The 26,804-nt window shown below is 58.8% G+C and carries 22 protein-coding genes and 2 pseudogenes; 5 read left to right on the top strand and 19 right to left on the bottom strand.

What is annotated here, in order from left to right:
* Window positions 1-5 precede the first annotated feature (5 nt).
* The 16 genes and pseudogenes from ftsH to JCM12178_RS03510 form a co-directional block, all read right to left on the bottom strand.
* Window positions 6-2,009: an ATP-dependent zinc metalloprotease FtsH gene (gene ftsH / locus JCM12178_RS03585; RefSeq protein WP_054648836.1), complete on the bottom strand. Its 2,004-nt coding sequence runs from the start codon at window positions 2,007-2,009 to the stop codon at window positions 6-8.
* Between the two features lie 204 nt (window positions 2,010-2,213).
* Window positions 2,214-2,756 carry a hypothetical protein gene (locus tag JCM12178_RS03580; RefSeq protein WP_054648834.1) on the bottom strand — a complete coding sequence of 181 codons (543 nt, stop codon included), beginning with the start codon at window positions 2,754-2,756 and terminating at the stop codon, window positions 2,214-2,216.
* 7 nt (window positions 2,757-2,763) lie between these two features.
* Window positions 2,764-4,149, bottom strand: a complete 1,386-nt coding sequence (gene argH, locus JCM12178_RS03575; RefSeq protein WP_054648831.1) for an argininosuccinate lyase — start codon at window positions 4,147-4,149, stop codon at window positions 2,764-2,766.
* A 2-nt stretch (window positions 4,150-4,151) separates the two neighbouring features.
* Window positions 4,152-5,390 (bottom strand): argininosuccinate synthase, encoded by a 1,239-nt coding sequence (locus JCM12178_RS03570; RefSeq protein ID WP_054648829.1) that lies wholly within the window; start codon window positions 5,388-5,390, stop codon window positions 4,152-4,154.
* A 22-nt stretch (window positions 5,391-5,412) separates the two neighbouring features.
* Window positions 5,413-6,314, bottom strand: a pseudogene (argF, locus tag JCM12178_RS03565) (ornithine carbamoyltransferase).
* 250 nt (window positions 6,315-6,564) lie between these two features.
* Window positions 6,565-8,097, bottom strand: coding sequence for an AlbA family DNA-binding domain-containing protein (locus JCM12178_RS03560; protein ID WP_054648827.1), 1,533 nt, complete (start codon window positions 8,095-8,097; stop codon window positions 6,565-6,567).
* Entirely contained in the window at window positions 8,097-8,531 is a 435-nt protein-coding gene (ybeY, locus tag JCM12178_RS03555; protein WP_054648826.1) for an rRNA maturation RNase YbeY, read from the bottom strand. Before ybeY ends, JCM12178_RS03560 begins: the two co-directional genes overlap by 1 nt.
* The gene (locus JCM12178_RS03550) at window positions 8,531-9,496 is read right to left on the bottom strand and encodes a PhoH family protein (RefSeq protein ID WP_054648824.1); all 966 of its coding nucleotides are present in this window, start codon (window positions 9,494-9,496) and stop codon (window positions 8,531-8,533) included. Before JCM12178_RS03550 ends, ybeY begins: the two co-directional genes overlap by 1 nt.
* A 13-nt stretch (window positions 9,497-9,509) precedes the next feature.
* Complete coding sequence (locus JCM12178_RS03545; RefSeq protein ID WP_054648822.1) at window positions 9,510-10,262, bottom strand: ABC transporter permease; 753 nt, start codon at window positions 10,260-10,262, stop codon at window positions 9,510-9,512.
* The gene (locus tag JCM12178_RS03540; RefSeq protein WP_054648820.1) at window positions 10,256-10,990 is read right to left on the bottom strand and encodes an ABC transporter ATP-binding protein; all 735 of its coding nucleotides are present in this window, start codon (window positions 10,988-10,990) and stop codon (window positions 10,256-10,258) included. Before JCM12178_RS03540 ends, JCM12178_RS03545 begins: the two co-directional genes overlap by 7 nt.
* A 2-nt stretch (window positions 10,991-10,992) precedes the next feature.
* Window positions 10,993-11,925 carry an ABC transporter substrate-binding protein gene (locus JCM12178_RS03535; RefSeq protein WP_054648818.1) on the bottom strand — a complete coding sequence of 311 codons (933 nt, stop codon included), beginning with the start codon at window positions 11,923-11,925 and terminating at the stop codon, window positions 10,993-10,995.
* A gap of 86 nt (window positions 11,926-12,011) precedes the next feature.
* Window positions 12,012-13,052: an SO_0444 family Cu/Zn efflux transporter gene (locus tag JCM12178_RS03530; protein WP_054648816.1), complete on the bottom strand. Its 1,041-nt coding sequence runs from the start codon at window positions 13,050-13,052 to the stop codon at window positions 12,012-12,014.
* A gap of 93 nt (window positions 13,053-13,145) precedes the next feature.
* Complete coding sequence (locus JCM12178_RS03525; RefSeq protein ID WP_054648814.1) at window positions 13,146-13,502, bottom strand: ArsR/SmtB family transcription factor; 357 nt, start codon at window positions 13,500-13,502, stop codon at window positions 13,146-13,148.
* Between the two features lie 103 nt (window positions 13,503-13,605).
* On the bottom strand, window positions 13,606-14,124 hold the full coding sequence (gene tpx / locus JCM12178_RS03520) for a thiol peroxidase (protein WP_054648812.1): 519 nt from the start codon (window positions 14,122-14,124) through the stop codon (window positions 13,606-13,608).
* A gap of 148 nt (window positions 14,125-14,272) precedes the next feature.
* Window positions 14,273-15,358 carry a hypothetical protein gene (locus JCM12178_RS03515; protein ID WP_054648810.1) on the bottom strand — a complete coding sequence of 362 codons (1,086 nt, stop codon included), beginning with the start codon at window positions 15,356-15,358 and terminating at the stop codon, window positions 14,273-14,275.
* A gap of 19 nt (window positions 15,359-15,377) precedes the next feature.
* Window positions 15,378-18,338 carry an NAD-glutamate dehydrogenase domain-containing protein gene (locus JCM12178_RS03510; protein ID WP_054648808.1) on the bottom strand — a complete coding sequence of 987 codons (2,961 nt, stop codon included), beginning with the start codon at window positions 18,336-18,338 and terminating at the stop codon, window positions 15,378-15,380.
* Between the two features lie 214 nt (window positions 18,339-18,552).
* Between JCM12178_RS03510 and JCM12178_RS03505 the strand changes: the two genes are divergently transcribed.
* Both JCM12178_RS03505 and JCM12178_RS03500 read left to right on the top strand, forming a co-directional pair.
* Window positions 18,553-19,503, top strand: a complete 951-nt coding sequence (locus JCM12178_RS03505; protein ID WP_054648806.1) for a chemotaxis protein — start codon at window positions 18,553-18,555, stop codon at window positions 19,501-19,503.
* Complete coding sequence (locus tag JCM12178_RS03500; protein WP_054648804.1) at window positions 19,500-19,895, top strand: Hpt domain-containing protein; 396 nt, start codon at window positions 19,500-19,502, stop codon at window positions 19,893-19,895. Before JCM12178_RS03505 ends, JCM12178_RS03500 begins: the two co-directional genes overlap by 4 nt.
* 76 nt (window positions 19,896-19,971) lie before the next feature.
* Here the strand turns inward: JCM12178_RS03500 and JCM12178_RS03495 are convergent, their stop codons facing one another.
* Entirely contained in the window at window positions 19,972-20,472 is a 501-nt protein-coding gene (locus tag JCM12178_RS03495) for a hypothetical protein (protein WP_054648801.1), read from the bottom strand.
* 10 nt (window positions 20,473-20,482) lie between these two features.
* Window positions 20,483-22,316, bottom strand: a pseudogene (locus JCM12178_RS03490) (UbiD family decarboxylase).
* 491 nt (window positions 22,317-22,807) lie between these two features.
* Here JCM12178_RS03490 and JCM12178_RS03485 point away from each other — a divergent pair.
* On the top strand, window positions 22,808-24,175 hold the full coding sequence (locus JCM12178_RS03485; protein WP_054648797.1) for an amidohydrolase: 1,368 nt from the start codon (window positions 22,808-22,810) through the stop codon (window positions 24,173-24,175).
* Between the two features lie 57 nt (window positions 24,176-24,232).
* Here the strand turns inward: JCM12178_RS03485 and JCM12178_RS03480 are convergent, their stop codons facing one another.
* Complete coding sequence (locus tag JCM12178_RS03480) at window positions 24,233-24,670, bottom strand: hypothetical protein (protein WP_245628592.1); 438 nt, start codon at window positions 24,668-24,670, stop codon at window positions 24,233-24,235.
* Between the two features lie 267 nt (window positions 24,671-24,937).
* On the opposite strand from JCM12178_RS03480, the gene JCM12178_RS03475 reads away from it, so the two are divergent.
* Window positions 24,938-25,300, top strand: coding sequence for a hypothetical protein (locus JCM12178_RS03475; protein WP_054648795.1), 363 nt, complete (start codon window positions 24,938-24,940; stop codon window positions 25,298-25,300).
* A gap of 602 nt (window positions 25,301-25,902) precedes the next feature.
* A complete protein-coding gene (locus JCM12178_RS03470) occupies window positions 25,903-26,781 on the top strand; it encodes an alpha/beta fold hydrolase (protein WP_054648793.1) in 879 nt (292 codons plus the stop codon).
* Window positions 26,782-26,804: the final 23 nt, after the last annotated feature.

Below are 26,804 nucleotides of genomic sequence, written 5' to 3'. Positions count from 1 at the left end.
TCCAGCTACTGAACTTTCGGGCCGCCGTCACCGCCGTCCTTGTCGTCGTCAGCGTCTTCGATGAGGAATTCGTCCTCGCCGGACTCATCCTTTTCGACTTCCGCGCTTCCGCTTTCGCCCTCTTCGCTAACCGGCGTATATCCCGCCTCTTTCTGCTCTGAAGCTCCGGGACGGCTACGGGCAATAGCGCCGTTTTCCTGAACCGGCGGCAACTCCTTGCCTTCCATGATCAGGTCGATATCCGCGCCGGTGATGGTTTCGCGATCAAGCAGCGCATCCGCAATCTTCTTGAGTGTTTCCATGTTTTCTTCAAGCAGCTTGCGGGCCTTGGCGTGTCCTTCTTCAACGAAACGGCGGACTTCGGCGTCGATGATCTTCGCGGTCTCTTCGCCGTAGTTCTTGTCGTGGATGAGTTCCTTGCCGAGGAAGACCTGCTCCTGATTGTCGCCGAAGCTCAGCGGGCCGAGCTTCTCGCTCATGCCCCACATGCAGACCATGTTGCGGGCGATCTTGGTGGCACGGTCAATGTCGTTGCTCGCGCCTGTGGTGATGCTGCCGATGGCAACCTCTTCGGCCACACGGCCGCCGAGGAGCATGGCGATCTGGTTCTCAAGATATTCGCGGTTATAGCTGTGGCGGTCATCCACCGGAAGCTGCATGGTCACGCCCATGGCCTGACCGCGCGGGATGATGGAGACCTTGTGCACGGGATCGGTCCCGGGCAGAAGCTTGGCCACGAGCGCGTGACCGCCCTCGTGGTACGCAGTGATATTCTTTTCCTCGTCGGACAGGATGACGCTTCTGCGCTCCTTGCCCATCATGACCTTGTCCTTGGCTTCCTCGAAGTCGTCCATGGCCACACGATCCTTGCCAACCTTGGCGGCATGGAGAGCAGCCTCGTTGACGAGGTTTTCAAGGTCCGCGCCCGAGAAACCGGGAGTACCGCGGGCAATGACGGCCAGATCGACGGTCGGGGCAAGCGGCGTGCGGCGCGTGTGCACCTTCAGAATGCGCTCGCGACCACGAAGGTCCGGCGTGGGAACCACTACCTGACGGTCAAATCGACCGGGACGCAGCAGCGCCGGGTCCAGAACGTCGGGACGGTTGGTGGCTGCCACGAGAATGACGCCTTCGTTGGATTCAAAGCCGTCCATCTCGACGAGCAGCTGGTTGAGCGTCTGCTCGCGCTCGTCATGCCCGCCGCCGAGTCCGGCGCCGCGCTGACGGCCCACGGCATCAATTTCGTCGATGAAGATGAGGCACGGAGCGTTCTTCTTGCCCTGCTCGAAAAGGTCGCGCACGCGGGATGCGCCGACACCGACGAACATCTCGACGAAGTCGGAACCGGAGATGGAGAAGAACGGAACACCGGCCTCCCCTGCCACGGCACGGGCCATGAGGGTCTTACCGGTACCCGGAGAGCCGACCAGCAGCACGCCCTTGGGAATGCGACCGCCGAGACGGGTGAACTTGCGCGGCTCGCGCAGGAAATCCACGACCTCGGAGAGCTCTTCCTTGGCCTCGTCAACACCCGCAACGTCCTCAAAGGTGACGCGGGCGCTCTCCTCGTTGATGAGCTTGGCGCGGGAGCGACCGAAGCTCATGGCCCCGCGGCCGCCTCCACCGCCGCCCTGCATCTGGCGCATGAAGAATATCCAGACACCAATGAGCAGGAGCATCGGGAACCAGGAGACGAGCAGGGTCATGTACCACGGTCCGTCATCCGGCGGCTCGGCTTCAACCTGAACGCCGCGACTGATGAGGGTGTCCACCAGCTTCGGGTCATTGGGAGCGTAGGTCTGGAAACGCTTGTCCTGTGCGGTAACGCCGGTAATGGACTGTCCCTGTATCTTGACGGACATGATCTCGCCCGCTTCGACGCGGGTGAGGAATTCGCTGTATCCCATTTTCAGGCTGGGAGAGGGTTGCTGGCTGAACAGGTTGAACAGCACGACCATCAACACGGAGATGATCAGCCAGATGGCAAGATTTTTCGTAAAATTATTCAAGGATCACTCCTCGGTAGACAGGGTGCGGGACACCCCGGTGTAGCTCTGGCCCGTCAGTTGGGCCGCCGTATGAACAGTATCGTCGAAAACAAATAATGCGGGCCGGAGAAAAGGCAAGTCCCGTAGCGCATTTTGACCGCGAAAGGGGCAGTTTTTTCGCCCACTCATGCAATCTATCGAAATTCACGCACCCCGGCAACCGGGTCAATCGATTTCTCCGACAAGTTTAAGCATCCGGATGGCCTTGTCCGAAATCATGTATCCCTTCCCGCTTTCAACCTTCTTGCCCTTGAGCTTGACCCAGTAGACAAGCCCGAGGTCGTAAAGCGCGCTGAGACTGGAGTTGTCATAATCTTCCAGAAACTCCTTGCGTACCAAACCACCTGAACGCCTGAGGCGACTCAGGTGATACAGGTCCGCGAGCACATCGAGAGTCCCTTCGTCGAGGCTGTCCACGTCGGGATGCTCGGACGCGGTCAGCTTGGCCCAGCGGGAGTCTCGTGCACAGAATCCGGAATCACTGAGTGCGGCCTTGCCATCATCCGTCAACCGGTAGCCCGATGGGTTAGAACCACACTTGGTCAGGATCGCGCCCTCCTCGATAAGCTCAAGGTCGACAAGTCGGGCGATCACGCCCTCGTCATACACGTCGGCGAGCTTGGCGGGCAACATCCCGTGATAGCGCTCGATTCTGGAATAGTTCTGGATATCCTTCAGAACTCCGAGATCCCTGCTGCTTAGCTTCATAGCTCCTCTACTCCCGCCCGATCCACTCCCGGACCAAGGCAAGTTGCGCGGCAACGGAGTCAGGCCCCGTACCGCCGGGGGATGTCCTACGCTTGATGCAGGCGTCATAGTCCAGCACCTCGTAGACATCCTCTCCAATGCTGTCCGAAAATTCCTTGAACTCGTCAAGCGTCAGATCTTCAAGTCCCTTGCCTGCATCTTCGGCAAAAGCGACCGCCGCACCGGTGATGTGATGCGCCTCGCGGAAAGGAACACCCTTTGCCGCAAGGTAATCAGCCAGTTCGGTGGCATTGAGGAACCCGCTCCGGACCGTGGCCCGCATGCGCTCCGGCACAAATGTAAAACCGGGAACCATATCGGCCATGACTGCAAGCGACATGGATACGGTCCTGTCGGTATCGAAGAACGGCTCCTTGTCTTCCTGAAGGTCCCGGTTATAGGTCATGGGCAGGCCCTTGAGCACGGTCAGAAGACTCATGAGCGAGCCGAACACGCGCCCGGTCTTGCCGCGCATGATCTCGCAGGCGTCCGGGTTCTTCTTCTGGGGCATGATGGACGAGCCGGTGGAGTAGGCATCCGGCAGCTTGACGAACCCGAAATTGGGGTTGGCCCAGATGATAATCTCCTCACAGAAGCGGGAAAGGTGCGCCATGACCACGGACCCGGCAAAGAGCGCCTCAAGAACAAAGTCGCGGTCGGAAACCGCGTCCATGCTATTAGCGAACACGCCGCCCATGCAGAGGTCGTCGGCCACGGCCTGCGGGTTCACCGGATGGGTGGTCCCTGCAAGCGCGGCCGCGCCCAGCGGCGAAACCTCGGTACGTTTCAGGCAGTCCTCAATACGGGCCGCGTCGCGCATGAACATCTGGCAATAGGCCAAAAGATGGTGCGCCAGAAGCACCGGCTGCGCTGGCTGGAAATGGGTGCAGCCCGGAAGAATCGTTTCGGTGTGCGCCTCGGCCTGCTCCACGAACGCTGCTACAACGTCGCGCAACAGCTCGCGCCAGACGCGCAGCCTTGCTGAGACATGCAGCCGGAAATCGAGAGCCACCTGATCGTTGCGGCTTCGGGCCGTGTGCAGCTTGCCGCCCAGCGGTCCGATGATCTCGGTCAGCCGGGACTCCACGTTCATGTGCACGTCCTCCATGGACGTGTTCCATTCGAAGTCGCCAGCCACGATCTCGGCCTTCACCGCGTCAAGCCCGTCCACGATGGTCTTCGCTTCGTCTTCGGTGAGGAACCCCTGCTTGGCGAGCACGCGGGCATGAGCCTGCGAACCGCGGATGTCCCCGGCAAAAAGCTGCCAGTCGAAAGAGACGGACTCGGAGTATTCTTCCATGAGGGTGGCCGTCGCTTCGGCAAAACGACCGCCCCACATTTTCTTTTCTGCCATGTCTAGTTCTCGCAGGATTCGTCTGTTTCCCTGCCGCCCCACTTGCTCTGCTGCATGCGGCCCTTGAGACGCAGCCCCACCAGCTTGATGAACCCGGCGGCGTCAGCCTGGTCGTACACGTAGTCCTCCTCGAAGGTGGCGAGGTCGGCGTTGTAGAGCGAGTACGGGGACTTGCGGCCGAGCGGAATGCAGTTACCCTTGTAGAGCTTGAGACGGACAGTGCCGGTCACCTTTTCCTGCGTCTTGTCGATCATCGCCTGCAGGGCCTCGCGTTCCGGGCTGAACCAGTATCCGTAATAAACCATCTCGGCATATTTGGGAATGAGCGAGTCACGCAGATGCATGACCTCACGGTCCATGGTCAGGCCTTCAAGGTCGCGATGGGCGATGTGCAAAATGGTGCCCCCCGGAGTCTCATAGACGCCGCGGGACTTCATGCCAACGAAGCGGTTCTCCACCATATCCACCGTGCCGACGCCGTGCTTGCCGCCCAGTTCGTTGAGCTTTGCCAGCAGAGAGGCCGGGGAATGCTTGATATTGTTGATGGCTACCGGGTCGCCGGATTCGAAATCGATGGTGATTTCCTCGGGCTCGTCCGGGCACTTCTCGATGGGCGTGACGTTGCGGTAGCAGTCCGGCCCCGGAGCGTTCCACGGATCTTCCAACTCACCGCCTTCAAAGGACGTGTGCAGCAGGTTGGCGTCGATGGACCACGGCTTCTTGCGGCTCACGGGAATGGGAATGTCATTGGCCTTGGCGAACTCGATGAGATCGGTGCGGGACTTGAGTTCCCAGTCGCGCCACGGCGCGATGGTGACCAGCCGCGGGTTCAGGGCCATGGTCGCCAATTCGAAACGGACCTGATCGTTGCCCTTGCCGGTGGCGCCATGGGCCACGGCCTGACACTCTTCCAGTTCGGCGATCTCGACCATGCGCTTGGAGATGAGCGGCCGGGCGATGGCGGTGCCCAGCAGGTAACGACCCTCGTAAAGCGCACCGGCGCGGAAGGTCGGGAACACGTAATCGCGCACGAACTCCTCGCGCAGGTCTTCCACGTAGGCCTTGCTGGCGCCGGTGGAAAGCGCCTTCTCGTCGATGCCGTCCATCTCTTCGCCCTGACCGAGGTCGGCGGTCATGGTAATCACTTCGCAATCGTACTGGTTCTTGATCCACTTGAGGATGATGGAGGTATCAAGCCCCCCGGAGTATGCCAGTACAACCTTATCAATTTTCTTGTTCATTATATCTCTCCGAAACAATTCGTTATTTACTAAAGACCCATTCCATGATCGCCTTCTGCATGTGCAGGCGGTTCTCAGCCTGATCGAAGACGATGGACGCGGGCGACTCGAAGACGCCCTCGGATACTTCCTCGCCCCGGTGCGCGGGCAGGCAATGCATGAACTTGGCGTCTGATGCGGCCCTGTTCATCATGGCCTCGTCCACGATGAAGCCCGCAAAGGCCTCCGCGCGAATGCGCTGCTCTTCTTCCTGCCCCATGCTGGCCCAGACATCGGTGTTGATGTAATGAGCGCCGGACGCAGCTTCCTGCGGATCACGGGTGATGGTCACCTTCGCGCCAAGATCAACGGCCTTGTCCAGAATCTTCTGGTCCGGGTCGTACCTTCGGGGCAGGCAATTGCCAGTTCGAAGCCGAACCACGCGCTGGCGTTGATGAAGGAATGCGCCATGTTATTGCCGTCGCCGATCCACGCCACCTTGAGCTTGTCCAGCTCCGGCGTGCGTTCGTACATGGTCAGCATGTCGCTCATGACCTGACAGGGGTGATATTCGTCGGTCAACGCGTTGATGACCGGGATGTCGCCATAATTGGCCAGCACGTCGAGCTTGTGCTGACCGAAGGTTCGCACCACCAGACCATCGGCATATCGGGTAAGCACCCGCGCGGTGTCTTCAAGCGGTTCGCTGCGGCCCAGCTGGGAGTCGCGCGAGGCGATGAAGACCGCGTCGCCGCCCAGCTGGCGGACGCCCACTTCAAAAGAAACGCGGGTACGCGTGGAAGCCTTTTCGAAAATGAGAAGAAGGGTCTTTCCGGCAAGCGTATCAAGACGCAGACCTTCGGCCTTCATCTGATGCGCGCGCTTCACGACCGCAAGGGCTTCCTCTTTGGGAATGTCGAAGATGGTCAAAAAGTGGTTAGGCATGCTCACTCTCCATGGTTCAATACCTACTAATTGGTGCGGAAACGACGGAGTTTGTCCCAATCGGGGCCGATTGTAAAGCATTGTGCGACGGGATTGCCCGGCTGGGCATGGTTTCCTGCGTCATACAGAACAAACGGAAACGGCGCTGCGGCCAAAATGGTGGACGGATTTCGCCAAATAAACAGCGACGTACGACAAAAGCAGGTTCGCTGTTGGCCCAAAACACGAAAAACGCAGCGACTGAGCGGAATCAGGACAGGCCGCCGGTCCTTTTTCCCGATGAACGTATGTACTCGTAGAACTGTCGCACCGTAAGCTTGCGACTGGCCGGACCGGACCGCACGTAGAATTCCTCGTTCTGGCCGTTGATCAGGAATGCTGGCTGATCCGCGCGAACGCAGTTGACCCTGATGACGGTCTTTCCGTCCACCACCACGGCGCGCGCATTGACGAACGGCTGAAACTTCACGCCCACATGCTGACCGAGCAGGTTGGTAAAATGCAGGAGCGCGCGGTCATCGTTCTCGAACTTGTCATCGTCGAGACCGAGGATTTCACCCTCGTCACTGACGCCGATGAGCAGCGTTCCGCCGTTGGTGTTGAGAAAGGCCGTGACGGTCTTGATGCTGGCAAGCTCGATCTCGCGGCCGTTTTTCCCGGCCTTCACGTTGTATCTGAGCGTCTGCTTGAACTCCAGACGGTCACTCTCCCCTTCGGCGATGAGTTCACGGAGTTCGCTGCCCGAGACATAAGCCCGTCGCAGGCCCGCACCTTCGATGCGGCTCCTGAACCGGCGGAGAAAATACAGCGCCGCGCCACCGAAAACTATGATGAACACGGCAAAGGCGTAGATGAAACGGTCGCTGGTCAGCTCGGTACTGACGCGGCTCTGCGCCACGGCAGCGCCGAGATACATGGTATCGCCGAACGCCGACAGGGGCCGGGACGCGGCCCACCAGACCTCGCCGTCAAGCGGAAAACTGAACGTCTCGCCGCGCAGGGACTTGTCGTCCACGAGCATACGGGTGGCCTGCGCCACCACGGGGTCGTCCAGTTCGGACGGAAGCACGGCATCACGGTATTCCTCGTCAGCCTGACCGCGCGGGATATCCATAACCTTGCCGCTGTCCCAGAAGACGAACAGCTCCTGAATCTCGCCGCGATCAGCATGGGAAAGCTGATTGACCACTGCGGAAACCGGCAGCACGAAGGTCAGCATCCGGCTGCCGTCGCCCACCAGCCAGGAGATGGTCATCCACGACTCGCCGTGTCCGTGAAAGCGGTATGCGCTGGTCCAACTGAACTCCCCAGGCTTGAGCGAATGGCGCTCCTTGGTAAGCTTTCCTTCCAGAGTGGTCAGATCGATAGTGGGCAGATCGGGCTGCTTGACTTCCGGGGGTGAGTTCCAGACTACAGAGCCTGACTGCGGCTTACCCACCGCAAACTTCTTGCCCTTTCGGATAACCGCCAGCTCCAAACCGTCATCACCGGAAACGAGCACGCTGCCGATCATGGGACGATCGCGCATCACGGCCTTGACCCGCTCCTGCAGGTCATGGGCGTCGAGCCCGGAGAACTGGCCCTGATCGCCGCCTTCGGAAATGACGTTGACCAACACGTTGACCGTGCCGGAAAGCTGCTGAACCGCGTTCTTGACCGCCATGGACGCGGCCTCGTTGCGAAGCGAACGCACACCCCACACGGCGATCAGACCGACGCTGAGCGCGGTCAGCACCACCGCGCCGACGAGCACCTTATAGAGCGGCCTCCCCTGAAGCGCCATCAGGCACCCTCCGAAGAAAGGCCGACAGCGGCCACCGCGAGGTCAGTCAGTCCGTCCATCTCTTCGCCATGATCGTACCCGGCAAGATGCAGGACCGCATGGGCCAGCAGCCGTACCAGATGCTCGCGCTCATCCTGACCGTACAGCCGGACCTCGCGGGCCAGCGTATCCACGGACAGCGCGATCTCTCCGATGTAAGGCCCCTCTTCGCCCTCACTGCGGGCGGGAAAGCTCAGGACATTGGTGGGCCCGCTACAACCGAGGAACTCCTCGTTGAGTAAGGCGATCCCCTTATCATTCACGAGCTTCAGGGAGAACTCAGCATCCCCGATGCCCAACGCGTCGAGAATATCGTCGCAGATGTCGTGCAGCTCGCCGTTACCGAGCGGAAACGCCGGATCGGCTACGGTGTTTCGCACGATATGCGCGGGCATCAGTCGCCCTCCCCGGTGCGGTCATAGGCACCAACAATACGGGCCACCAACGGATGGCGGATGACATCGCGGTCGTCGAACTCGGTAAAAGCGATGCCCTCCACCCCGGCAAGCACCCTGCGGGCGTTAAGCAGCCCGGAGCTGCTTTCCCGCGGCAGGTCGATCTGGGTGACGTCGCCCGTCACCACTGCGCGGGAGCCGAACCCGAGCCGGGTCAGGAACATTTTCATCTGCTCCGGCGTGGTGTTCTGGGCTTCGTCGAGAATGATGAAGGCGTCGTTGAGCGTACGTCCACGCATGAAGGCCAGCGGCGCGACCTCGATCACGCCGGTCTCCATGTGGTCCTGCACCTTTTCAAAGTCCAGCATGTCATGAAGCGCGTCGTAGAGCGGGCGGAGGTACGGGTTGATCTTTTCGGCAAGGTCGCCGGGAAGGAACCCGAGTTTCTCTCCGGCCTCCACCGCAGGGCGGGTCAACACGATGCGCTTGACCTCGCGCCGCAAGAGCGCCCCCACAGCCATGGCAACGGCCAGATAGGTCTTGCCGGTCCCGGCGGGGCCGATGCCGAAGGTCAGGTCATTGTTGCGTATGGCATCAAGATAAGCCCGCTGGTTGATGGTCTTGGGCGTGACGGGCTTGCGCGGCGAACCGGCGTCCACTTCCTTGCGGAAGACGCGATGCAGCTCGGCCGCCGGGTCGCGATCGATGACACGGCAGGCAAGGTCCACGTCCTGCGGAGCCAGTTTTCGCCCATGTCGCAGCATTCCATAGAGCTGGGTCAGCACCCGAGCCGCAGTGTCCACCTCGGTCTCGTTGTCGTCCCCGGCTGTCAGGACAGCCATGCTGCCACGGGTCTCGATGCGCACGTTGAAGCGTTCGCCCACCAGTTTGAGATGGGTATTCTCGGGGCCGAACAGGATGGAAGCCCTGCGACTGTCGTCAAATTCCAGTTTTCTGGTCGTCAATCAATTTCTCCGATCAACTTTTCTTTCTCAGGAACATCCAGCGGCAGAGCCGTTTTTCCAGCAGATTCGCGGCTTCGTAAAGTACCGCGCCGAGCAGGCTCATACCAAGGATTCCCGTAAACATTCTAATGTAGTCCATGGCACCCCATGCGTCCATGATGATGTACCCGAGTCCGCTGGTGGTGGCAAAGGATTCCACGAAAAAAAGCACTGCGACGGCCACCCCTGTGCCGAGCCGAAGCGACGTAAACCCGTGCGGCAGGGCTGCCGGAACCAGTACTTCGGTGACGAGATTCCACCGGCTGCCGCCCAGCGAACGAACGGAGTCGAAATACTTGGGATGTATCGCGCGCACCCCGTCGCGGGTGGTGACGAGTATCTGGTACCCCAGAATCAGGGAGATCATGGCGATCTTTGAGGAGTCGCCGAGACCGAGAATCAGTAGAAACACCGGCAGCAGCACGATCTTGGGAATCGGGTACGTCAGAAAAACAAATGGTGCGAGCATGGCGTCCAGCCGCCTGACGCTGCCCATGAGCAGTCCGAGCGGAAACGCGATGCCCCACGCAAGGGCCATGGCTGCCACAACCCGCCACGCACTCGCCGCAAAATGCTTCCAGAATCCGGCGGTGCCCATGGCAGAGAGAAACGCACCCATGGCGTCGAGCGGGTCCGGCAATATCATGTTGCCGAGCGCCACCGAGGCGATTTTCCAGAGAACGCCGATGACGAGGATCACGGCGGCGTATCGAAGGAGCGCTACCACCGTTCCTCCAGCGTTTTGCGGATATCGCGGAGCATGGCGAAGCCTGCATCCGTGGTCTTGAGGTCCGGGTCGCCGAAGCCGGGATTGTCAAAGCAGGCAACCGGGGTGGCGGGACTGCCGCCGAGAACAAGAATCTTGCGCCCGAGGGTTACGGCCTCCTCAAGACTATGGGTCACCAACACCGAGGGCACGCGCCGCCTGCTCCAGACGTTGAGCATGATGCCCTGCATCTTTTCGCGGGTCATGGCGTCCAGCGAGGAAAACGGCTCGTCAAGCAGCATCAGCCTCGGCCGTGTCACAAAGGCTCTGGCTATGGCCACCCGCTGTTGCTGTCCGCCCGAGAGCGTGCCGGGATAATCACCAGCCTTGGCGGCGATGCCCAGTTCATCAAGCACAGCCTCGGCCCGCTGAAGCCGTTTCCGCCTTCCAACGCCCTGCACCTTGAGACCGAGCGCCACGTTATCCAGCACCGTCTTCCACGGCAACAGGCCATAGTCCTGCAGAATAATGGAAATATCCGAACGCGGGCCGTTGACGGGCTTTCCGTCGAGCAGGACCTGCCCGGCGGACGGTGCACTGAGGCCGCACAGCATGTAGAGAAGCGTTGTCTTGCCGCAGCCGGACGGCCCAACAACGGCAATCGTCTCCTCTTCCCCAAGGGAAAAGGAGACGTTGTTCAGGACGGCTTCAGCGCCGAACCGTTTTTCCAGTGCCTCTGCCCGCAGCATGGTTACGGGGCTATGGGCGAAACGGCCCAGTCGCGCGGAATGCGCTTTTCCAAAAGCTCATGCCCGATCATCCAGTCCTGCACCTCGTTGAGCTGCTCGGCAGACGGCAGGCTCGGCATCGGGAAGGAATAGATGGGGAAATCCTTGGCCAACGGCGGCGGGATACGGCAGGTCTTCGCCATGAGATCACGATACGTTTCCGGGTTCTTCTTCAGCATCTCAAGGGCCTCGACATACGCGGACATGAAACGCATGTAGTCCTTGCCTTTGCCTTCAAAATAGCGGCGATGCAGGTTCAGCACGGTCAGAGGAATGCCGAGATTTTCGGCCGTGACCACGATACAGCCGCCCTTGAAGCGGGTCAGGGACATGAGCGGCTCCGGTAACAATGCGAGATCGATTTCATCTGAAAGCAGCATCTGGAGACGAATGGGAATCTTCTTGATCTCAACCCGGTTGAAATAATCCTTGGGAAGCTCGTTGCGCTCCATGATCTTGTCGAGCAGAAATTCGATAATCGTAGAGCGGGAAATGGCGATGGACGCTCCCTCAAGGTTGCTCAACCCTTTGCCGCTCTCTTCCGGGGAGGAGACGATGCCGAACATGGGCTGACCGGGCGTGGTACTGTAGCTGGTGGTGGCGATGAGCATGGGCGCACCCTTGTCGATAAGCATGAAGGTTGCCACCAGGTCGCCGAAGAAGCCGTCGAGCTGCCCGGCCTTGAGCGCGGTGTCGCGTTCCAGCGCGGACGAGAAGGGAATCAGTTCCACCTCGATGGCGTTCTTTTCAAAAAGCTTTTCAGCCTTGGCCACCTGAAGCGGCAGCGTGTCCAGAACAGGCAGAATTCCGAAGCGGATTTTCGAATTTGCGGCTGCGGCTCCCTGAGGAACAGCCAGCATGAGCGTGAGCGCCAGAAGCAAGAAGCGGAATTTCATATTCGTCCCCCGAATTGTTTCGCACTCTTTATCACGAAAGCCCCCGGAAGAAAAGAAAAGGCCCCTTGCGGGGCCCCAAATCATCCTCAGCTTCGCCGAACTAGAAACGTTCGGACAATAAGCGCCAGAAGTACCAGCGCCGAAGCCACGCCGACCCATTCCGGCAGGGCCTCTTCCGCCCCGCTCAGCACGGCAGTGATGTCGAGATCAAGAGCAGCATAAAGCCTGTCGGTAAGCCACCCGAGGGCCACAGAACACACTGCTATGGCGACAAGATAGGCAACCGCCGCGCGCTGCCCGAGCACCTTGAACATCACGGTGAGCGTTGCCCCGTTGGTTGCGGGACCGGCCAGCAGAAAGACCAGCGCCGCCCCCGGGGAAAGCCCCTTGAGCACCAGCGAGGCCGCAATGGGGGTGGATGCCGTGGCGCAGACGTAAAGCGGCAGCCCCACAGCAAGCATGATGAGCAGCGGCATGAAACCCTGCCCCACGTATTCCCTAAAGAACGAATCGGGGATGAGCGTCCCGATGAGACCGGCAATGACAACGCCTATGAGCAGCCACTTGCCGATATCGGCGATCATCTCGCCGAACGCATAGTCCATTCCGGAGCGCAACCGCTCCATGCGGCTCGGATTGCTTCCCATATCGCACGACTCGGAGCAGCCGCACCCGCACGCTGGCTCGGCATCAGGCGAGGCAGCCGGTTCCTGCTCGTCCCCCTTGTCGCCGATGTTGACCAGACCCCCTGCGACCATGGAGGTCACAAAGGCGGAAACTGGCCTGACCACGGTCATGATGGGGTCGAGAAGCGCATAGGTTACTGCGATGGAATCCACACCGGTTTCGGGCGTGGAGATCATGAACGCCGTTGCCGCACCTTTGCTGGCCCCCTGCTTGCGCATGCCCATGGCCGCAGGAAGAACCCCGCAGGAGCAAAGCGGCAGCGGAATACCGAACATGGCGGCCTTGAAAACGGACGTGGTACCCTTACCGCCCAAATGACGGGCCATGAAACTGTCCGGGACAAACGCCTTGAGAACCCCGGCAACGAAAAAGCCGAGAAGAACATACGGAGCGGCCTCCACCAGCACATGCCAGGACTCCGCCAGTATCTGCAACATCATTCTATATCCCTTCCTTTTTAGTCTGGATTAAGAATATATGAACGATTGCTCATACGTCAATATGTTGTGCGTAAAAAAAGAGGGAGGAGGCCGCTAGGCCTCCTCGGAAATGTGGGCAAAGCCCTGTTTGAGAAGCATTTCGACATGCTCGTCGTCCAGAGCGTAGAAAACGTTCTTCCCTTCCTTCCTGTAGCGTACCAACCGGGCCGCACGCAGCAACCTGAGCTGATGGGAAATGGCGGACTGGGACATTTCAAGCACTTCGGCAAGAGCGCAGACACAAAGCTCGGAAACCGAGAGTGCATGCAGGATGCGAACACGCGTGTAGTCGCCGAGCGCCTTGAACAGCTCTGCCATGAAAAGGAACTCCTTCTCCGTGAGCATGTTCTTGTGCACCTTGTCCACATTATCGTGATGCGATGACGTATGGCTACAGGCTTGCGTACTCATGATTCACCCTTTTTGGTCCTTTTTCCGGCCGACCGATGGATTTATGCAGCCACCATAGCATGCCGACCGGAAAAAGGCACAGCATTATAACGGATGATTCCCGTTACGATGTGATTTTCCTGACAGCATTCAGGACTGCCTCGTAGTCAGGTTCTTCTGTAACCTCGGAAACCAGCTGCTCATATCGGACCACGCCCTCGGCGTCCACAATATAGATGGTCCTCGCAAGCAGCCGAAGTTCCTTGATCAAAAGCCCCCAGCCTTCACCGAGAGACGCCTCGCGATGATCGGAAAGGGTTTCCAGAGCCTCCACGCCCACGGCATCGCTCCAGCGCTTCTGGGCAAACGGCAGGTCCATGCTGACAACAAGAGTGCGGACATCGTCGCCGAGATTCCCGGCCTCATTGTTGAAGCGGCGGGCTTCGAGGTCGCAGACCGCCGTATCGAGCGAAGGCACCGTGACCACCACGAGGGTCTTGCCCTTGTAGTCCGCCATGGTCTTTTCACCGAGTCCATTGTCGAGCAGCTTGAAATCCGGGGCCTTGTCACCCACGGTCAAAGGGTTGCCGACCAGCGTGAGGGGATTGCCCTGAAACGTAATAACGTCTTTGCGTTCAGTCATATCATTCTCCTTGAATGCAGTTTTACGGGGACCATATCAGATAAATCAGGAAACGCACACCGGGATTGAACGATTTTTCAGGCGCACGAAACAAAAAACCGGTTCGCCCCGCTCGGAGCGAACCGGTATTGGTTTGCTTTGCAAAGCCTTACTGCCGTTCGGTGGCCTTGGTGAGCATGGTTACGTTCGACTTGGTGAAAAAGCCGTCGAACCCGCCGTAGCGATGAATATACTCGTTGACGATGAAGGTATCCTCAAAGCCTTCGGTAAAGGTCTGCCTGAGTCCTTCTTCGGGCGACCCCACCAGCTCCACGAGAAACTTCATGCCATGCCTGCCGAGCGCCTCGAAGGTTTCGACGATGTTTTCAGTCCTGAACGCCAGGTGATGCACCCGCGTGTTGTAGTTATGGATAAAGAGCTCTGTCGGGCCGGACTCCTCCACGGAACGAAACGGCTCGATCCCCGAAGTGAAAACCATGGCGTAATCGTCATGGGTCAGCCGGGCCACGTTGGTGATGGAATTGAGCGCTTCCACGTAGATGGCGAAATCGAAGTGGTAGTTGGTCAGCTCCATGAACTCGATGATGGCCTTGTCACGCTCCTCGGCGCGGACACGGGTGGCAGCATGGTCAAGCTCGCGGATGTCGGCCAGATGCGGCCAATCCGGTTTGTCGAAGGTCCACGACAGCCCGCTAGCCCCTTCGCACACATACTGCCCCTCATCGCCGAGCCACTGAATGTAGCCCACGGAGTTGCCCGTGTAGGGCGAAGGTTCGGTCTGGATGAACAGCCACGCATCGGTGCGGACAGGTTGGTCGGTCATGAACCGCACGCCCCTGCCCTTCTGGATCTCGACGACCTTTTCAAGCTCGGGGCATTTGAACACCAGCGTCTCAAGACGGGTGTCCGGCAGCGCGTCACCCTTGGGCCCGGTGTTGAACGGACGGAAAGGATTGTCCCCCTCCTGCCGGGCAGTAACCAGAATATCCGCGCTGCCCTCAAGGCCAAGCACGCAGGTGCGAACACCACCTCGCTCGAAAGCGGTCCGGTAGCCGTGCCCGGTTGTTTCCAGAAGCTGCTGAACAGCGCTTTTCTGTCGTTCCGGCTGCACGTTTATCACGATGGCCTCAAGGCCGCCGATCATGCCTTCAAGGCCGGAGGCGGCGCGCGAGTCCATCACGCGCCGAACCTCGGCCTTCAATTTCGAGTCGTTATTTCGGAACGTATCCGTCATCAGCTCTCCGTATTCGTCCTTATGCGTAGCCGAGGCTGCGCAGGGTCAGATACTTGCGACCGGACGCCTCCAGAACGTCAGCGATGTCACCGGAGTGGCCGAGACCGCTTTCGCGTACTTCGCGCACCCATTCGGCAACCACCTGCTCCTGCTGGAGATAGGCCATAATGAGGTTCTTGACCCCGGCCACATCGGCCAGCCGCTCGGCCCAGTTCAGACCTTCCTGATACATGATTCTTGCGGATATGTATGCCCCCAGCAGCGCATGCAGGTGTGCCTTGGGCACCCTCTCGAAGATGCGCTCCCCGTAATTCTGCACAAGGGAGTCAGGGCAGTAATCATAGACCAGTTCCTTCATGATCGGGTTGCCCGCCACGGAGACGCCGTTTTCCGAAAGCATCTCGACCACGAGGTCCGCAAGCTGGTTGATATGCTGTGAGAGCTCGTAAGCCAGCTCGGTGACAGTCCTCTTGCCGCCGCAGCTCTTGTATTCGCGCATGAGCAGCCGGGCTTCGTCGCGGGCCCGCTTGCGCAGGATCTTCACCACCTGATCCACATAACGGTCCTTGAGATCAATGAACTCACCCTCGGAAAGGACCAGTCCTGCAAGTATCTCGTAGGACGAGCAGATGACGCCGGTCTTGTTGGCGCTGGGACCGGGGACCACGAGGACGCCGGATTCTTCGAGCTTGGTCCGTGCATCCGCAGAGATGAAGATATTGGCCCCCTCGACAATGCCCCGGGCGGACGGCTTTCCGTCGCGCTTCAGGAACCGCTGCCAATTCTGCATGTTGATGGTGTCCGGACGGCCGCCGCAAGGGATGAACAGATCGGCAACAACCTCGTTGTGCAGATTGTCGCGAATTGTCCTGCCCTCCACATCATCGGTGGATACGGCGAAAGCATCGGGACCGGAGAGCTTTTCCGGGTCGAAGTGCGAAGCCTTGTAGTTGCCCTCCACGAGACGAATGAGCTCTTCGTGGTCGAGCCCTTCCGGATCGAAAGCCGCGCCGTGGCCGTCGGACATGGCGAGGATTCGGGCGTTCCCGCCGTATTCACGCATGAGGAACTTCATGACGTTGGAAGCCACGTCTCCGGCCGGACCGCCGGTGAGCTTCACGGTGAACGGCTCGTTGACCGGGTCGATGCCCATGGACTTGAGCAGCTCGTCGGCAAAGACGATGACCCCTTCACTGGTGACGCCGTACTGTTTGTGGCCGATGCCCGCCTTGGGCTTGGAGCTCATGAACGCCGCGGGCCACTTGTAGCCGCGTCTACGGGCTCGGTCCACGAACCACTGTACGTGGGTCGGGGTGATGTTCTCGTCCGGGCCGAGGTAGATGATCTCCTCGCGGTCGAGGTAGTCCACCACCGCCGGATGCGTCCACTTGCCCGGTCCCGCATCCTCGGGGACCACGATGAGGTCGAGCAGCGAGTCCACCATGCTCTTGATGGCCACGTCCACTTCGCCCTCGGGGCCTAGCAGAAGCACGGCCTTGGAGCCGCCTTCGGGAATGTCCTTGTTCTTGAATTGCTGGGCGCTTGCCAGCTTGGTCACTTCGTCGAAGAGACGGTTGCTTTCCAACTCGAAGTGCTCCTGACTCCAGGTTCGCACCACCCGCACGCCGCCGCGCGACATGTCGCGGTATCGGACATGGAAGCCGAAGCAGTACGGGCCGTGGAAGCAGTAGAAACCGAAGGGCCGCTCTTCCTTGGGCAGTGGCGCGAGAATGAGCGGGTCCATCCTGAACGCCAGCCCGAAGCGGTCCGGCATGTAGTAGTTGGTGCGAAGCGTGTAACGGAAGAACCGGTATATATAGATGAGAATGTTCCGGCACACGTCGTCGGAGACCGTCTTGATGGCGGCCCGCACTTCAGTGCGGCGATGCTCCACCAGCGCATCGCGCCCGCCGCCCACGTTCGGGTCGAAGCGCGCCTCGAAGTAGCTGAAAAGCATTTCGAGAATGTCGCGATGGTCCAGCATGGTATGCACGATCCTGCTGGAGGAATACGCGTAGATGTCCTTGCTGGTCAGGAACTGGTGGGCGAATTCGGCTGCGGCCTGCATGAGCATGACCTTGCCGATCTCCCAGCCTTCCTCCTCAGCCAGCGCTTCAAGGCCATGGAAGGCGAACCATTTGATGGCCTTGAGCTGCCGCTCAAGCCGCTGCCAGCGCTCGGAATCGGGATCGAGGTCCACCTGCTTCCGGTCGAGATAGAAGCTGAATACCGAAACAGTCTCACCTTCATCTCTGTCGAAGAGATCGCCATACGCGCGGTCCACCGGGACCTCCTCACGAGCGAGAATCTTCACAGCCAGCAGAAGGAGCGCCTTGGAAGGCGGATTGGCCATGGCCATGCTGATACGGTCGAAACCCGGATGAACATCCTTCTCAAGATTGACGTGGACACGCTCGGTACCCTCAACGCACTTGCAGGTCTCAAAATGCCTGACTGCCCGGGCAGCTTCGAACTTTTCTACGTAATCTTCTGTGGTTCCGGCGAGGAAATTGCCAAATTCATCCTGCTCTTCGGGAATGAGCAGCTTGGTTTCCCTGAGCGCGGCCAGCGCGTTTTTGTAATCGCGGCCGTCCACGGCACACTGTTTCTGTTCCCCCAACAACAAGGTGTCGAGCCGCAAGGTGTTGTCCCTGCTGGAATAAATGCGTGCGGCCTGAATAGCCTGATCCCGATATTGCTCCAGAACCCCGGCCAGCGCTTTCATGTCTCCGCCCGGAGAGATGTGCGTCACCCGCGTTCCACAGGGACTTCTGAGCTGCACGGCCTGCCGCTCCGAGCGTACCTGCCCCGACAGGATCGCATGCAGGTGTTTAAGTTGTTCGTCTTCATTATGGGTCCGGAAATAGTATTCCGGCATGTTCACGTAAAACCACGGAACAAGCGTTTCCGCAGATTCGGATAGCATGTTTTTCAGCTTTCCAAGTGCTTCTCTGGCGTCGATTGATACAGAATCGCTCATTTTGCGCTCCATTTTCAAAGAAAAACGAAAAAAGGCCAATCCACTATTACCCCTAGTGCATACCTATGGAAACAAGGTCAAGAAAATAAAAAAAAATCATTCCACTTGCGCGCAAACGGAATCAGAATGGTCTTGATTTTTCGCCGGGCCAAACGAATAATACTACTGTTGAACCAATTCGATCCAACTCATGAACCCCAGCATGAGGTCTGCCATGAGCCAGAAAAGCTCCCCAGTCGATACCGGCATTTTGCTGGAGACGGGCACAAACGAACTCGAGATACTTGAATTTTTCATTACCGAGGCCGCACCGGAAGGCAAAGAGCCGACAAACCACTACTTTGCCATCAACGTGGCCAAGGTAATGCAGGTGATCGAGACTCCGAACCTTGAGCAGCCCGAGTCCGCCCCGCACCCCTCCTTTTTGGGGACGATCCCGCTGCGCGACATCATCCTGCCGGTGCTCGATCTGAGCGTCTGGCTTGAAATCGACATGCCAAAGACCGAGCAGGACATCGTCGTTGTCACGGAGTTCAGCCAGTCGGTCACGGGATTCCTCGTCTCCGGCGTCACGGAAATCCACCGCGTGGGCTGGCGAGAAGTGATTCCGCCAAGCGGCGTGATTTCGAAAAGTACTGACGCCATCGTCGGAATGGTTGACAAGAACGACAGATTCATACAATTGCTCGACCTCGAAACCATCCTTTCCGAATTTGAACACCACGACACCGCCGAGGTGACCGTGGGCGACAGGGAATACAAGGCGCTGGTGTGCGACGACTCCGCCACAATCCGCATGATGCTCGAGACAAATCTCAACGCCGCCAACTTCCGTCACAGGATTTTGAACAACGGCGAAGAGGCGCTGCAGGCACTGCTGGAACTGAAGCGGGTTGCTGAAGAGGAAAAACGGGACATCACCGACTTTGTGGAAGTGGTCATCTCGGATATCGAAATGCCGCTGATGGACGGTTTCACCCTGACCAAGAACGTCAAGGAAGACCCTGTACTGGGCAAACTTCCTGTTATTCTATACTCTTCAATCATCACAGACGAACTCAGACACAAGGGCGATTCCGTCGGCGCCGACTATCAGGTCTCAAAACCCGAACTCAACCGCATCGCACAGAAAGCCATCGAACTGATCGAAGGAAGCACTGAATGAGAGACCCCGTACTGGAAGTCTTCATAGAGGAAACCGAAGAACGGCTCAATTCCGTGGAAAACGGCCTGCTCAAGATGGAGCAGGACATGCAGGATGTCGATGACGCCCTGATCCACGGCATCTTCCGTGACGCCCACTCCATCAAGGCCGGGGCGAACCTCCTGAAGCTGACCAACATCGAGACGCTCGCCCACAAGCTGGAGAACATTCTCGAGATGATCCGCAAGCATCAGGGCAAGCCCACGGACGTAACCTACACCGCCCTGCTGGAAACCGTGGACAAGCTCCGGGAGTTGCTGGAAAACGTGGAACAAAGCGAAAGCATCAGCATCCGCCTGCACGTTGCCATGCTCGACATGGCTGCCGGAAAGATGCAGGAAGCCAGCGGCTGATCCCTTTTTTCTCCTACACAATGAAAACGGGCCGTCCCAGATGGAACGGCCCGTTTTTTTGTTGTTTCGGAAAAAACTAGCTCTTGAGCAGTTCATCCATTTGGGAAAGCTCGGCCATGGGCGTTTTTTCATACACTTCGGTCTGCACCGCCTCCATAAACTGCTCATAGTTCATGTTCATGAAGTCGAGATTCACGCCGCGCACCTCAAAATACTGTTCGAGGAACCCGGCAAGCGGGCCGTCATCAAAGATCTTCATGAGTTCCTTGTAGTCGGAAAGCGTGGTGAACGGCTTGTTCATGCCCGCCAGCGCGTACATATCAAGCCGGGTCTTGCCATCAGTGACAACGCCGATGGCGTTGAACACCTTGAGCTTGCTGCGAAACGTCTCGTCAAGCTCTGGCAGTTGCTCCATCTCGGCCTTGGGAAACAGCCCGATGAACACGGTCATGCCGTCCTCGTCGTAGAGCGTGTGGCGAAACACTTTCTGGTCACGCAGCTTTCTTGCCGCCTTGACGGTCTGGTACAGGTCGAGGGCCACGCCTTCGCGCAGGTGATCCATTACTCTCTCATCCATGGTCCTTCTCCTAGATTATGCCGTGCAACGGCCCGCCGGGCGCGCCGAGATCGTCCACCATGCGTTCCACCTCCGGCACAGACTCCAGCGGCGGGGCATGATACGTCTTGAGCCGGGCGTCCACGATGACCGCCTTTTCGGCTCCCCAGTGTTTGCAGTGAGTAAAAGCCCCCACCCCGTACATGTCCGTCGCCGGATCGGAACGGGTAAAGGCCACCCAGAGGAAATTGTCCCAGTTTTTTGCGGTAAACGCCGCATCGTCTGCCACCACGATGAACGGGAACGCCTCGATCCCTTTCACGCGGGCAAGGTGCTCGCCGAGGGCGTCGAAACGCGGATCCCCGGTATCGCGGCCAAGGTCGTGCTTCGGCCCCTGCATGACCATGATTCCCGGCGCAAAGACCTGCGGCTGCGAAAAGCCTTCAGGCAGATCAAGCCCCGACGCAACTCGGTGCCGAGTCCGCGCTTCACCGCCCCGGCCACGGAGACGATCACCTTGGACCCTGATTCAGGCTGATGCCCGAATAGTCCAGCGTGTCGATGGTGGTTCTGGTGATGAAGTGAAAATCGCGCGTCAGGTCGATGCGCTCCAGCATGTGCTGGAAGAATTCCGGGATATGGTGGGCGCTGACGTCCGGGCTGTCTTCCTTCGCGGCTATCAGCACATACTTTGAGAGGGAGGTCTGCGTGGTCCCGAGCAGCGAGAGCGCATTGGTGATAAGCTCCTGCGGCTGACGTTCGGCTGCGTATGGAACATAGCGTTCCGAACCAACGGCCAGCAGTAGCGGATGCACACCTGCGGCATCGACCGCGTGGACCTCATGCACCCCGGCAAACACCGAGGGCACCAATGCGCCGGTCATCTCATGAATGAACTCGCCGAAGATGGTGTCTTCCTGCGGGGGGCGGCCCACCGTGGTGAACGGCCAGACCGCGTCGTCGCGGTGATAGACGTGCTCCACGCGCAGCACCGGGAAGTCATGCGTCAGGCTGTAGTAGCCGAGATGGTCACCAAACGGCCCTTCCGGCTTCTCGTGCATCTCCACCACGCCCGAAATGCAGAAGTCCGCCTCTGCGGGAACAGGCAGCCCGCCCGGCCGCGAGACCATGGGAATCCGGTGTCCGGCCATCATGCCCGCGAAAAGAATCTCCGGGAATCCCTCTGGAAGCGGCATGACCGCAGCGAGCGTCATGGCGGGAGGCCCGCCCACGAACACATTGACCTTGAGCTTCTCGCCGCGCTTGAGCGCCTCTGCGTGATGGTGCCCGATGCCCCGGTGAATCTGATAATGCAGGCCCACTTCCCGGTCAGTGTACTCGTTGCCCGTAAGCTGGACACGGTACATGCCGAGGTTGGAGCCGCCAAAACCGGAGTTGCCGGGGTCTTCGGAATAGACCTGGGGAAGCGTGACGTAGCCGCCGCCGTCCATGGGCCACGACACAAGCTCGGGCAGATCGCTCACCCGGCACTCGTTGCGCATGATCGGGCCGTTCTTGACCTTCTTGGGCAACGAATGCCAGGCAGAGCGCGGTCCACCGAGGTATTTCCACGGCTGTTTCAGCGCTGCCATGGGGTCGAGCTTGAGCCGCATGAGCCGCTCGACCATGCGCATGGTGTCCTGAAAGAGGAAATGCATCCTCTCTCTGGTCCCGAACAGATTCGCGGCCATGGGAAACCGCGTTCCCTTCACGTTGGTAAAGAGAAGCGCGGGTCCGCCGGCCTTGAAAACACGCCGTTGAATGGCTCCCGCTTCGATATTCGGGTCAACGGCCTTTTCGATTCTCACGAGCTCGCCCCGCCGCTCAAGCGCGGCAAGGCACTCGCGTGTATTCCTGTATCCCATGTACTGATTACCTGCCTTGTTCTTACGGCTGGCAATCTATACGCTCCGGGCGGCAATGTTAAGAGGCAATCCGCAAAGGTTGCCTAGCAGCCGCCCCAGACACAGGTGTACACTTCAATCTGGCTATGGTCGGGTATCAAATTGCCGGGCTTGAGTTGTTGGCTGGTTCGATTCGGGCAGGTATGACAGAAATAGTCGGAGTATGCACAGTCAAGACAGTACGGCCTGAATTCCCTGCAGGCGATTTGGTTCCAGGGTCGCCTGACCCCTAGCACGCAGCGTTTTCTGAAAAAGACACAGTTAATGCAGTCGTTTGATTTTACATACTTTTTCATAACCTCCTCCGTTTCAGTGGACAGTTGACGCAGTATAGAGTCCAACAGGATTATTCACGTGAAGGACATTATAAACCGCCCCGCCCGATTCTGTTGACAGCCCGCCGGGCCGGGCGTACGGAGTCGCTTCACGCAACCTTCAACCGGTACGCCAACATGCCAGCAATACACATCAAAAACGCATACATCCTGACCATGAACGCCGAGCGCGAGATTTTCGACGGCGGCGACATCCTCATTGAAGACGGTACGATACGAGCGGCTGGATTTCTTGACCCGCAATCCATCCCCGAAGACGCCGAGGTTGTGGACGCCTGCGGCAGAATCGTGATGCCGGGACTGGTGAACACGCACGTCCACCTCTCCCAGCAACTCGGGCGCGGCCTCGGCGACGACGTGGACCTCATCACCTGGTTACACGAGCGCACTTGGCCCTATGAACGCAGCCTCACCGCCGAGGATAACCTCGTCTCGGCACAGGCCTGCTGCCTTGAGATGATCCGCTCCGGCGTAACCTGCTTCGCGGAGCCCGGCGGCCAGCATGTGGACACCATGGGCCGCGCCGTTGAAGAGGCCGGAATCCGGGGCATCCTCGCTCGCTCCACCATGGACTGCGGCGAGGGAATCCCGGAAAACGAGCGGGAATCCACCGACCAATGCCTCGACCGCCAGCTCGAACACATGGAAAACTGGCACGGCAAGGCGGATGGTCGCATCAGCGTGTGGTTCGGACTACGCACCATCTTCAACAACTCCGATGAGCTGCTGACCCGCACCAAGGAGCTGGCCGACTCACGAGGCGTCGGCATGCACATGCATGTGGCCGAGGTCCGTGAAGAAATCGACTACACCAAGACTCAACGCGGTGCCCCCACCGTGGAGCATCTGAACAGGCTTGGCGTGCTCGGCCCGAATCTTCTCGCCGTACACACGGTCTGGATCACCCCGCGCGAGATGGACCTGTTCCGGCTGCACGACGTCAAGGTGTCGCACTGCCCCGGCGCGGCCATGAAGGTGCTCGGCTTCGCGCCGGTTCCTGAAATGCTGGAACGGGGAATCTGCGTGTCCATCGGCACGGACGGCGCGCCCTGCAACAACCGCATGGACATGTTCGACGAGATGTATCTTACCGCCATGATCCACAAGGGACGCACCCTCGCCCCCACCGCAGTGCCCGCCGAGCGAGTGCTGGAAATGGCGACCATCAAGGGTGCCGAAGCCTTGCTCATGGGCGGCGTGACCGGTTCGCTGGAGCCGGGCAAGGCCGCAGACCTCATCATGATCGACATGCGCCGCCACCCGGGTTCCGTGCCAGTGCACGACGCAGTGGCAAACCTTGTCTACGCCATGCGCTCCAGCTGTGTGGACTCGGTCATGTGCACCGGAAAATGGGTCATGCAAGACCGCACGGTTCTCACTCTTGACGAGCAAGGGATTCTTGAAGAGGCGCAGGAACGCGCCGAACACATTCGCAAACGAGCGGGCATCGCGCTGCCGGAACGCTTTCCGGTCCGGACCCGCTAATTCTCAAATAAAAAGGCCGCCTCAAAAGGCGGCCTTTCTTTTTCGACTCGTTAAATCCTACTGAATGGTTCCGTTGCCCACAGGCATGCTGATCATGGCTGAATCGGGAATCTCGAGCGCGAGCAGCTCCTCAAAGCTGAGCGCAGGGCCGACCCAGAGCATGCCATCGCCATCCCAGCCCTTGGCCAGTGTTTTTGCATGCAGCAATGCGCGATCCACGGCTTCGACATAACTCTCCTTGTCGAACACCATGGTCACGTCCTGCGCCCACTCTGGCAGCTTCTCCTCAACCGGCCATGCAATGGGCTGGCGCAGCTTCCACTGAACCTCGGTGGCAGTGTGCGTCACCGTAACTCCCTCGTCGATGCCAAGGCAGGCAGGGTTCCCGCAGTTGCAGGTAAATATGAAATGCTCACCGGGCGCACCCGCGCTGGCAACCAGCGCCGCCGGGTCGATGTATGCTCCGCCATCTTCGTGCAGGTACTGCCCGTCCACGGAGAGGATGAAGTCAATATAAGCGTCTTCGTGATTCTCTGCATCAAGCTCAGCTGAACCGTCAGAATCAGTTCATTCATTACGGAATCTCCAAAGGCGTTTCGTTTTCTCGGGAAGGAATGTGTATCGTCGCAGCCTGCAAACGACAAGTTTTTTCCCGGCAGAAAAAAGGAGTGATTTTTGTTTAAAAAAATTCTATCGCAAAAACCCTGCATGTGCTAACGATAGATTCAATCGTAAACCCTTATCTCATTTTGGAGGCGAATAATGGCTAACATGGATTATCCCGGACCCTGCCCGAGTTGTACGGGCATAGACGGCTGCAGCACCGAAGATTCCAAGAAAGAAGCTGTCGCACACTACTGCAAGGGTCTCGAAATGGAACTCAACGCCTGGAAGGCACGCCTGTACGACGTGCTGGCATACGACAATCCGTCGGGCCTGAAGGACCAGATCACCCTGATCAAGTCCACCATGAAGGAGCTGGACGGCATCGTGGACCAAATGCAGGACATTTGCCCCACCAGCCTCAGCGATCAGGAAAAGGCCATTACCGGCAAGCTGGAAGACCTCCGCGTCCATTACACCAAGGCAATGGAAGTCATCGCCCCGGGCTGGTTCGGCGGCTAGGCAACCACAAACCAAAGACCACCAGGCCGATCCTTCTGGGTCGGCCTTTTTTCATTGCCTTTGCACGAATATGCTCCGGCTGGTCATCAAAGGTCTCAACAATTTCAAGCGGCAGATGTTTCGGGCTTAGCCTTGCAGCGTTAGAATTCGCCGTAACAAAGCGTTGACCCTCTTGTCTGCCGCCTTTGCGAGTGCTATATTCAATATAATTGAGGCGATGATCCGGTGGCGGCGTGAAACAGAGCCGGGACCGACGCTGGAGTGGTCACCAGTGCCCGGACTCGCCTCACTTCTTTTTGCTTCGCGGCCTATTTCCGTACAAGGTCTGGCTTGCTTGAAAAGCCGGTCGTCGAGTTGAGAACGCTCTCTTTTTCCCACCCATTTCGATAACGACAGCCGATAAATGCTGGCCTTTCTGACGCAGAAGCACAGGACTTCCCGCACATCCCTGTCTTGACTGGCTCTATCAGCAGAATCGCATCGGCTTTTCCAAGCATCCATTAAATCTCGCCGAGCAAGGCATCTGCTTCCGTCAGCCTTTCGCCCGAGGGCGGCCTTTCACCCTCAACCAGCATCTGTTACACCATGTAAAAGGGGTGCTCATGCCCACAAGACACTTCATCCTTTTGCTGATACTGACGCTGGTTTTCCCGGCATGCAGTGCTCGCAAACCCTCTTCTGCAGGGATCGCATCGCTCGGCGAGACTCAACTTGCCTACCGAACTGCCGGAAAAGGCGATCCGCTGATCATGATAATGGGGTTCGGCGGCACCATGGATATATGGTCACCAGCGCTTATTGACAGGCTTTCCGAGCATTATCGGGTTGTTACCTTCGACCATAGCGGGCTGGGATTATCCGAATCAGGCAGGCAACGCAGTTCGATCAAAGGCATGGCAGAGGATTGCTTGGCACTGATTCGTTACCTGAACCTTGCGAAACCACACATCCTCGGCTGGTCCATGGGTGGCCTCGTTGCACAGGAACTCGCCATTGCCCACCCTGACGAGACGGGCAAGCTCATCCTGCTCGGCACAGCCTGCGACGCCGAGCCGATTGGCTCCATCACCAAAAAGCTCTTGAAAATGTCAACGGAAGAATTGCTGGGACACTTCTTCCCGCCCGCATGGACCACACAGAATCCAGATGCCTTTTCACGATTGCCACAACCGAGCATTCCGGCACAACCGGATTCAGTTCAGATGCAGGCTGAAGCCATGGTAAACTGGCCGGGGTCATGCGACCGGATCAAGCAAATTGACAAGCAGACGCTCGTCATGGTGGGCAATCAGGATGACATCCTCCCCACTGAGCTAAGCCTGGAACTGACTACGGCAATCCGGGGCGCGTGGCTGATCCGTTTCAACAACGCCAAACATTGGTTCCAATATCAACACCCGGAACGAATCGCGGCCATCATTCACGCTTTCCTGCAAACGGAAGCAGATATGCTCAAGCAGCAAAAGACCCCTGCCCGGTAAAACCGAACAGGGGTCGTTCATCA

This window comes from Salidesulfovibrio brasiliensis JCM 12178 (assembly GCF_001311825.1).
In the GTDB taxonomy this organism is placed as follows: Bacteria; Desulfobacterota; Desulfovibrionia; order Desulfovibrionales; family Desulfovibrionaceae; genus Pseudodesulfovibrio; species Pseudodesulfovibrio brasiliensis.
The sequence above is the reverse complement of the archived record's forward strand: the minus strand, read 5'-3'. Positions and strand labels throughout refer to the sequence as shown.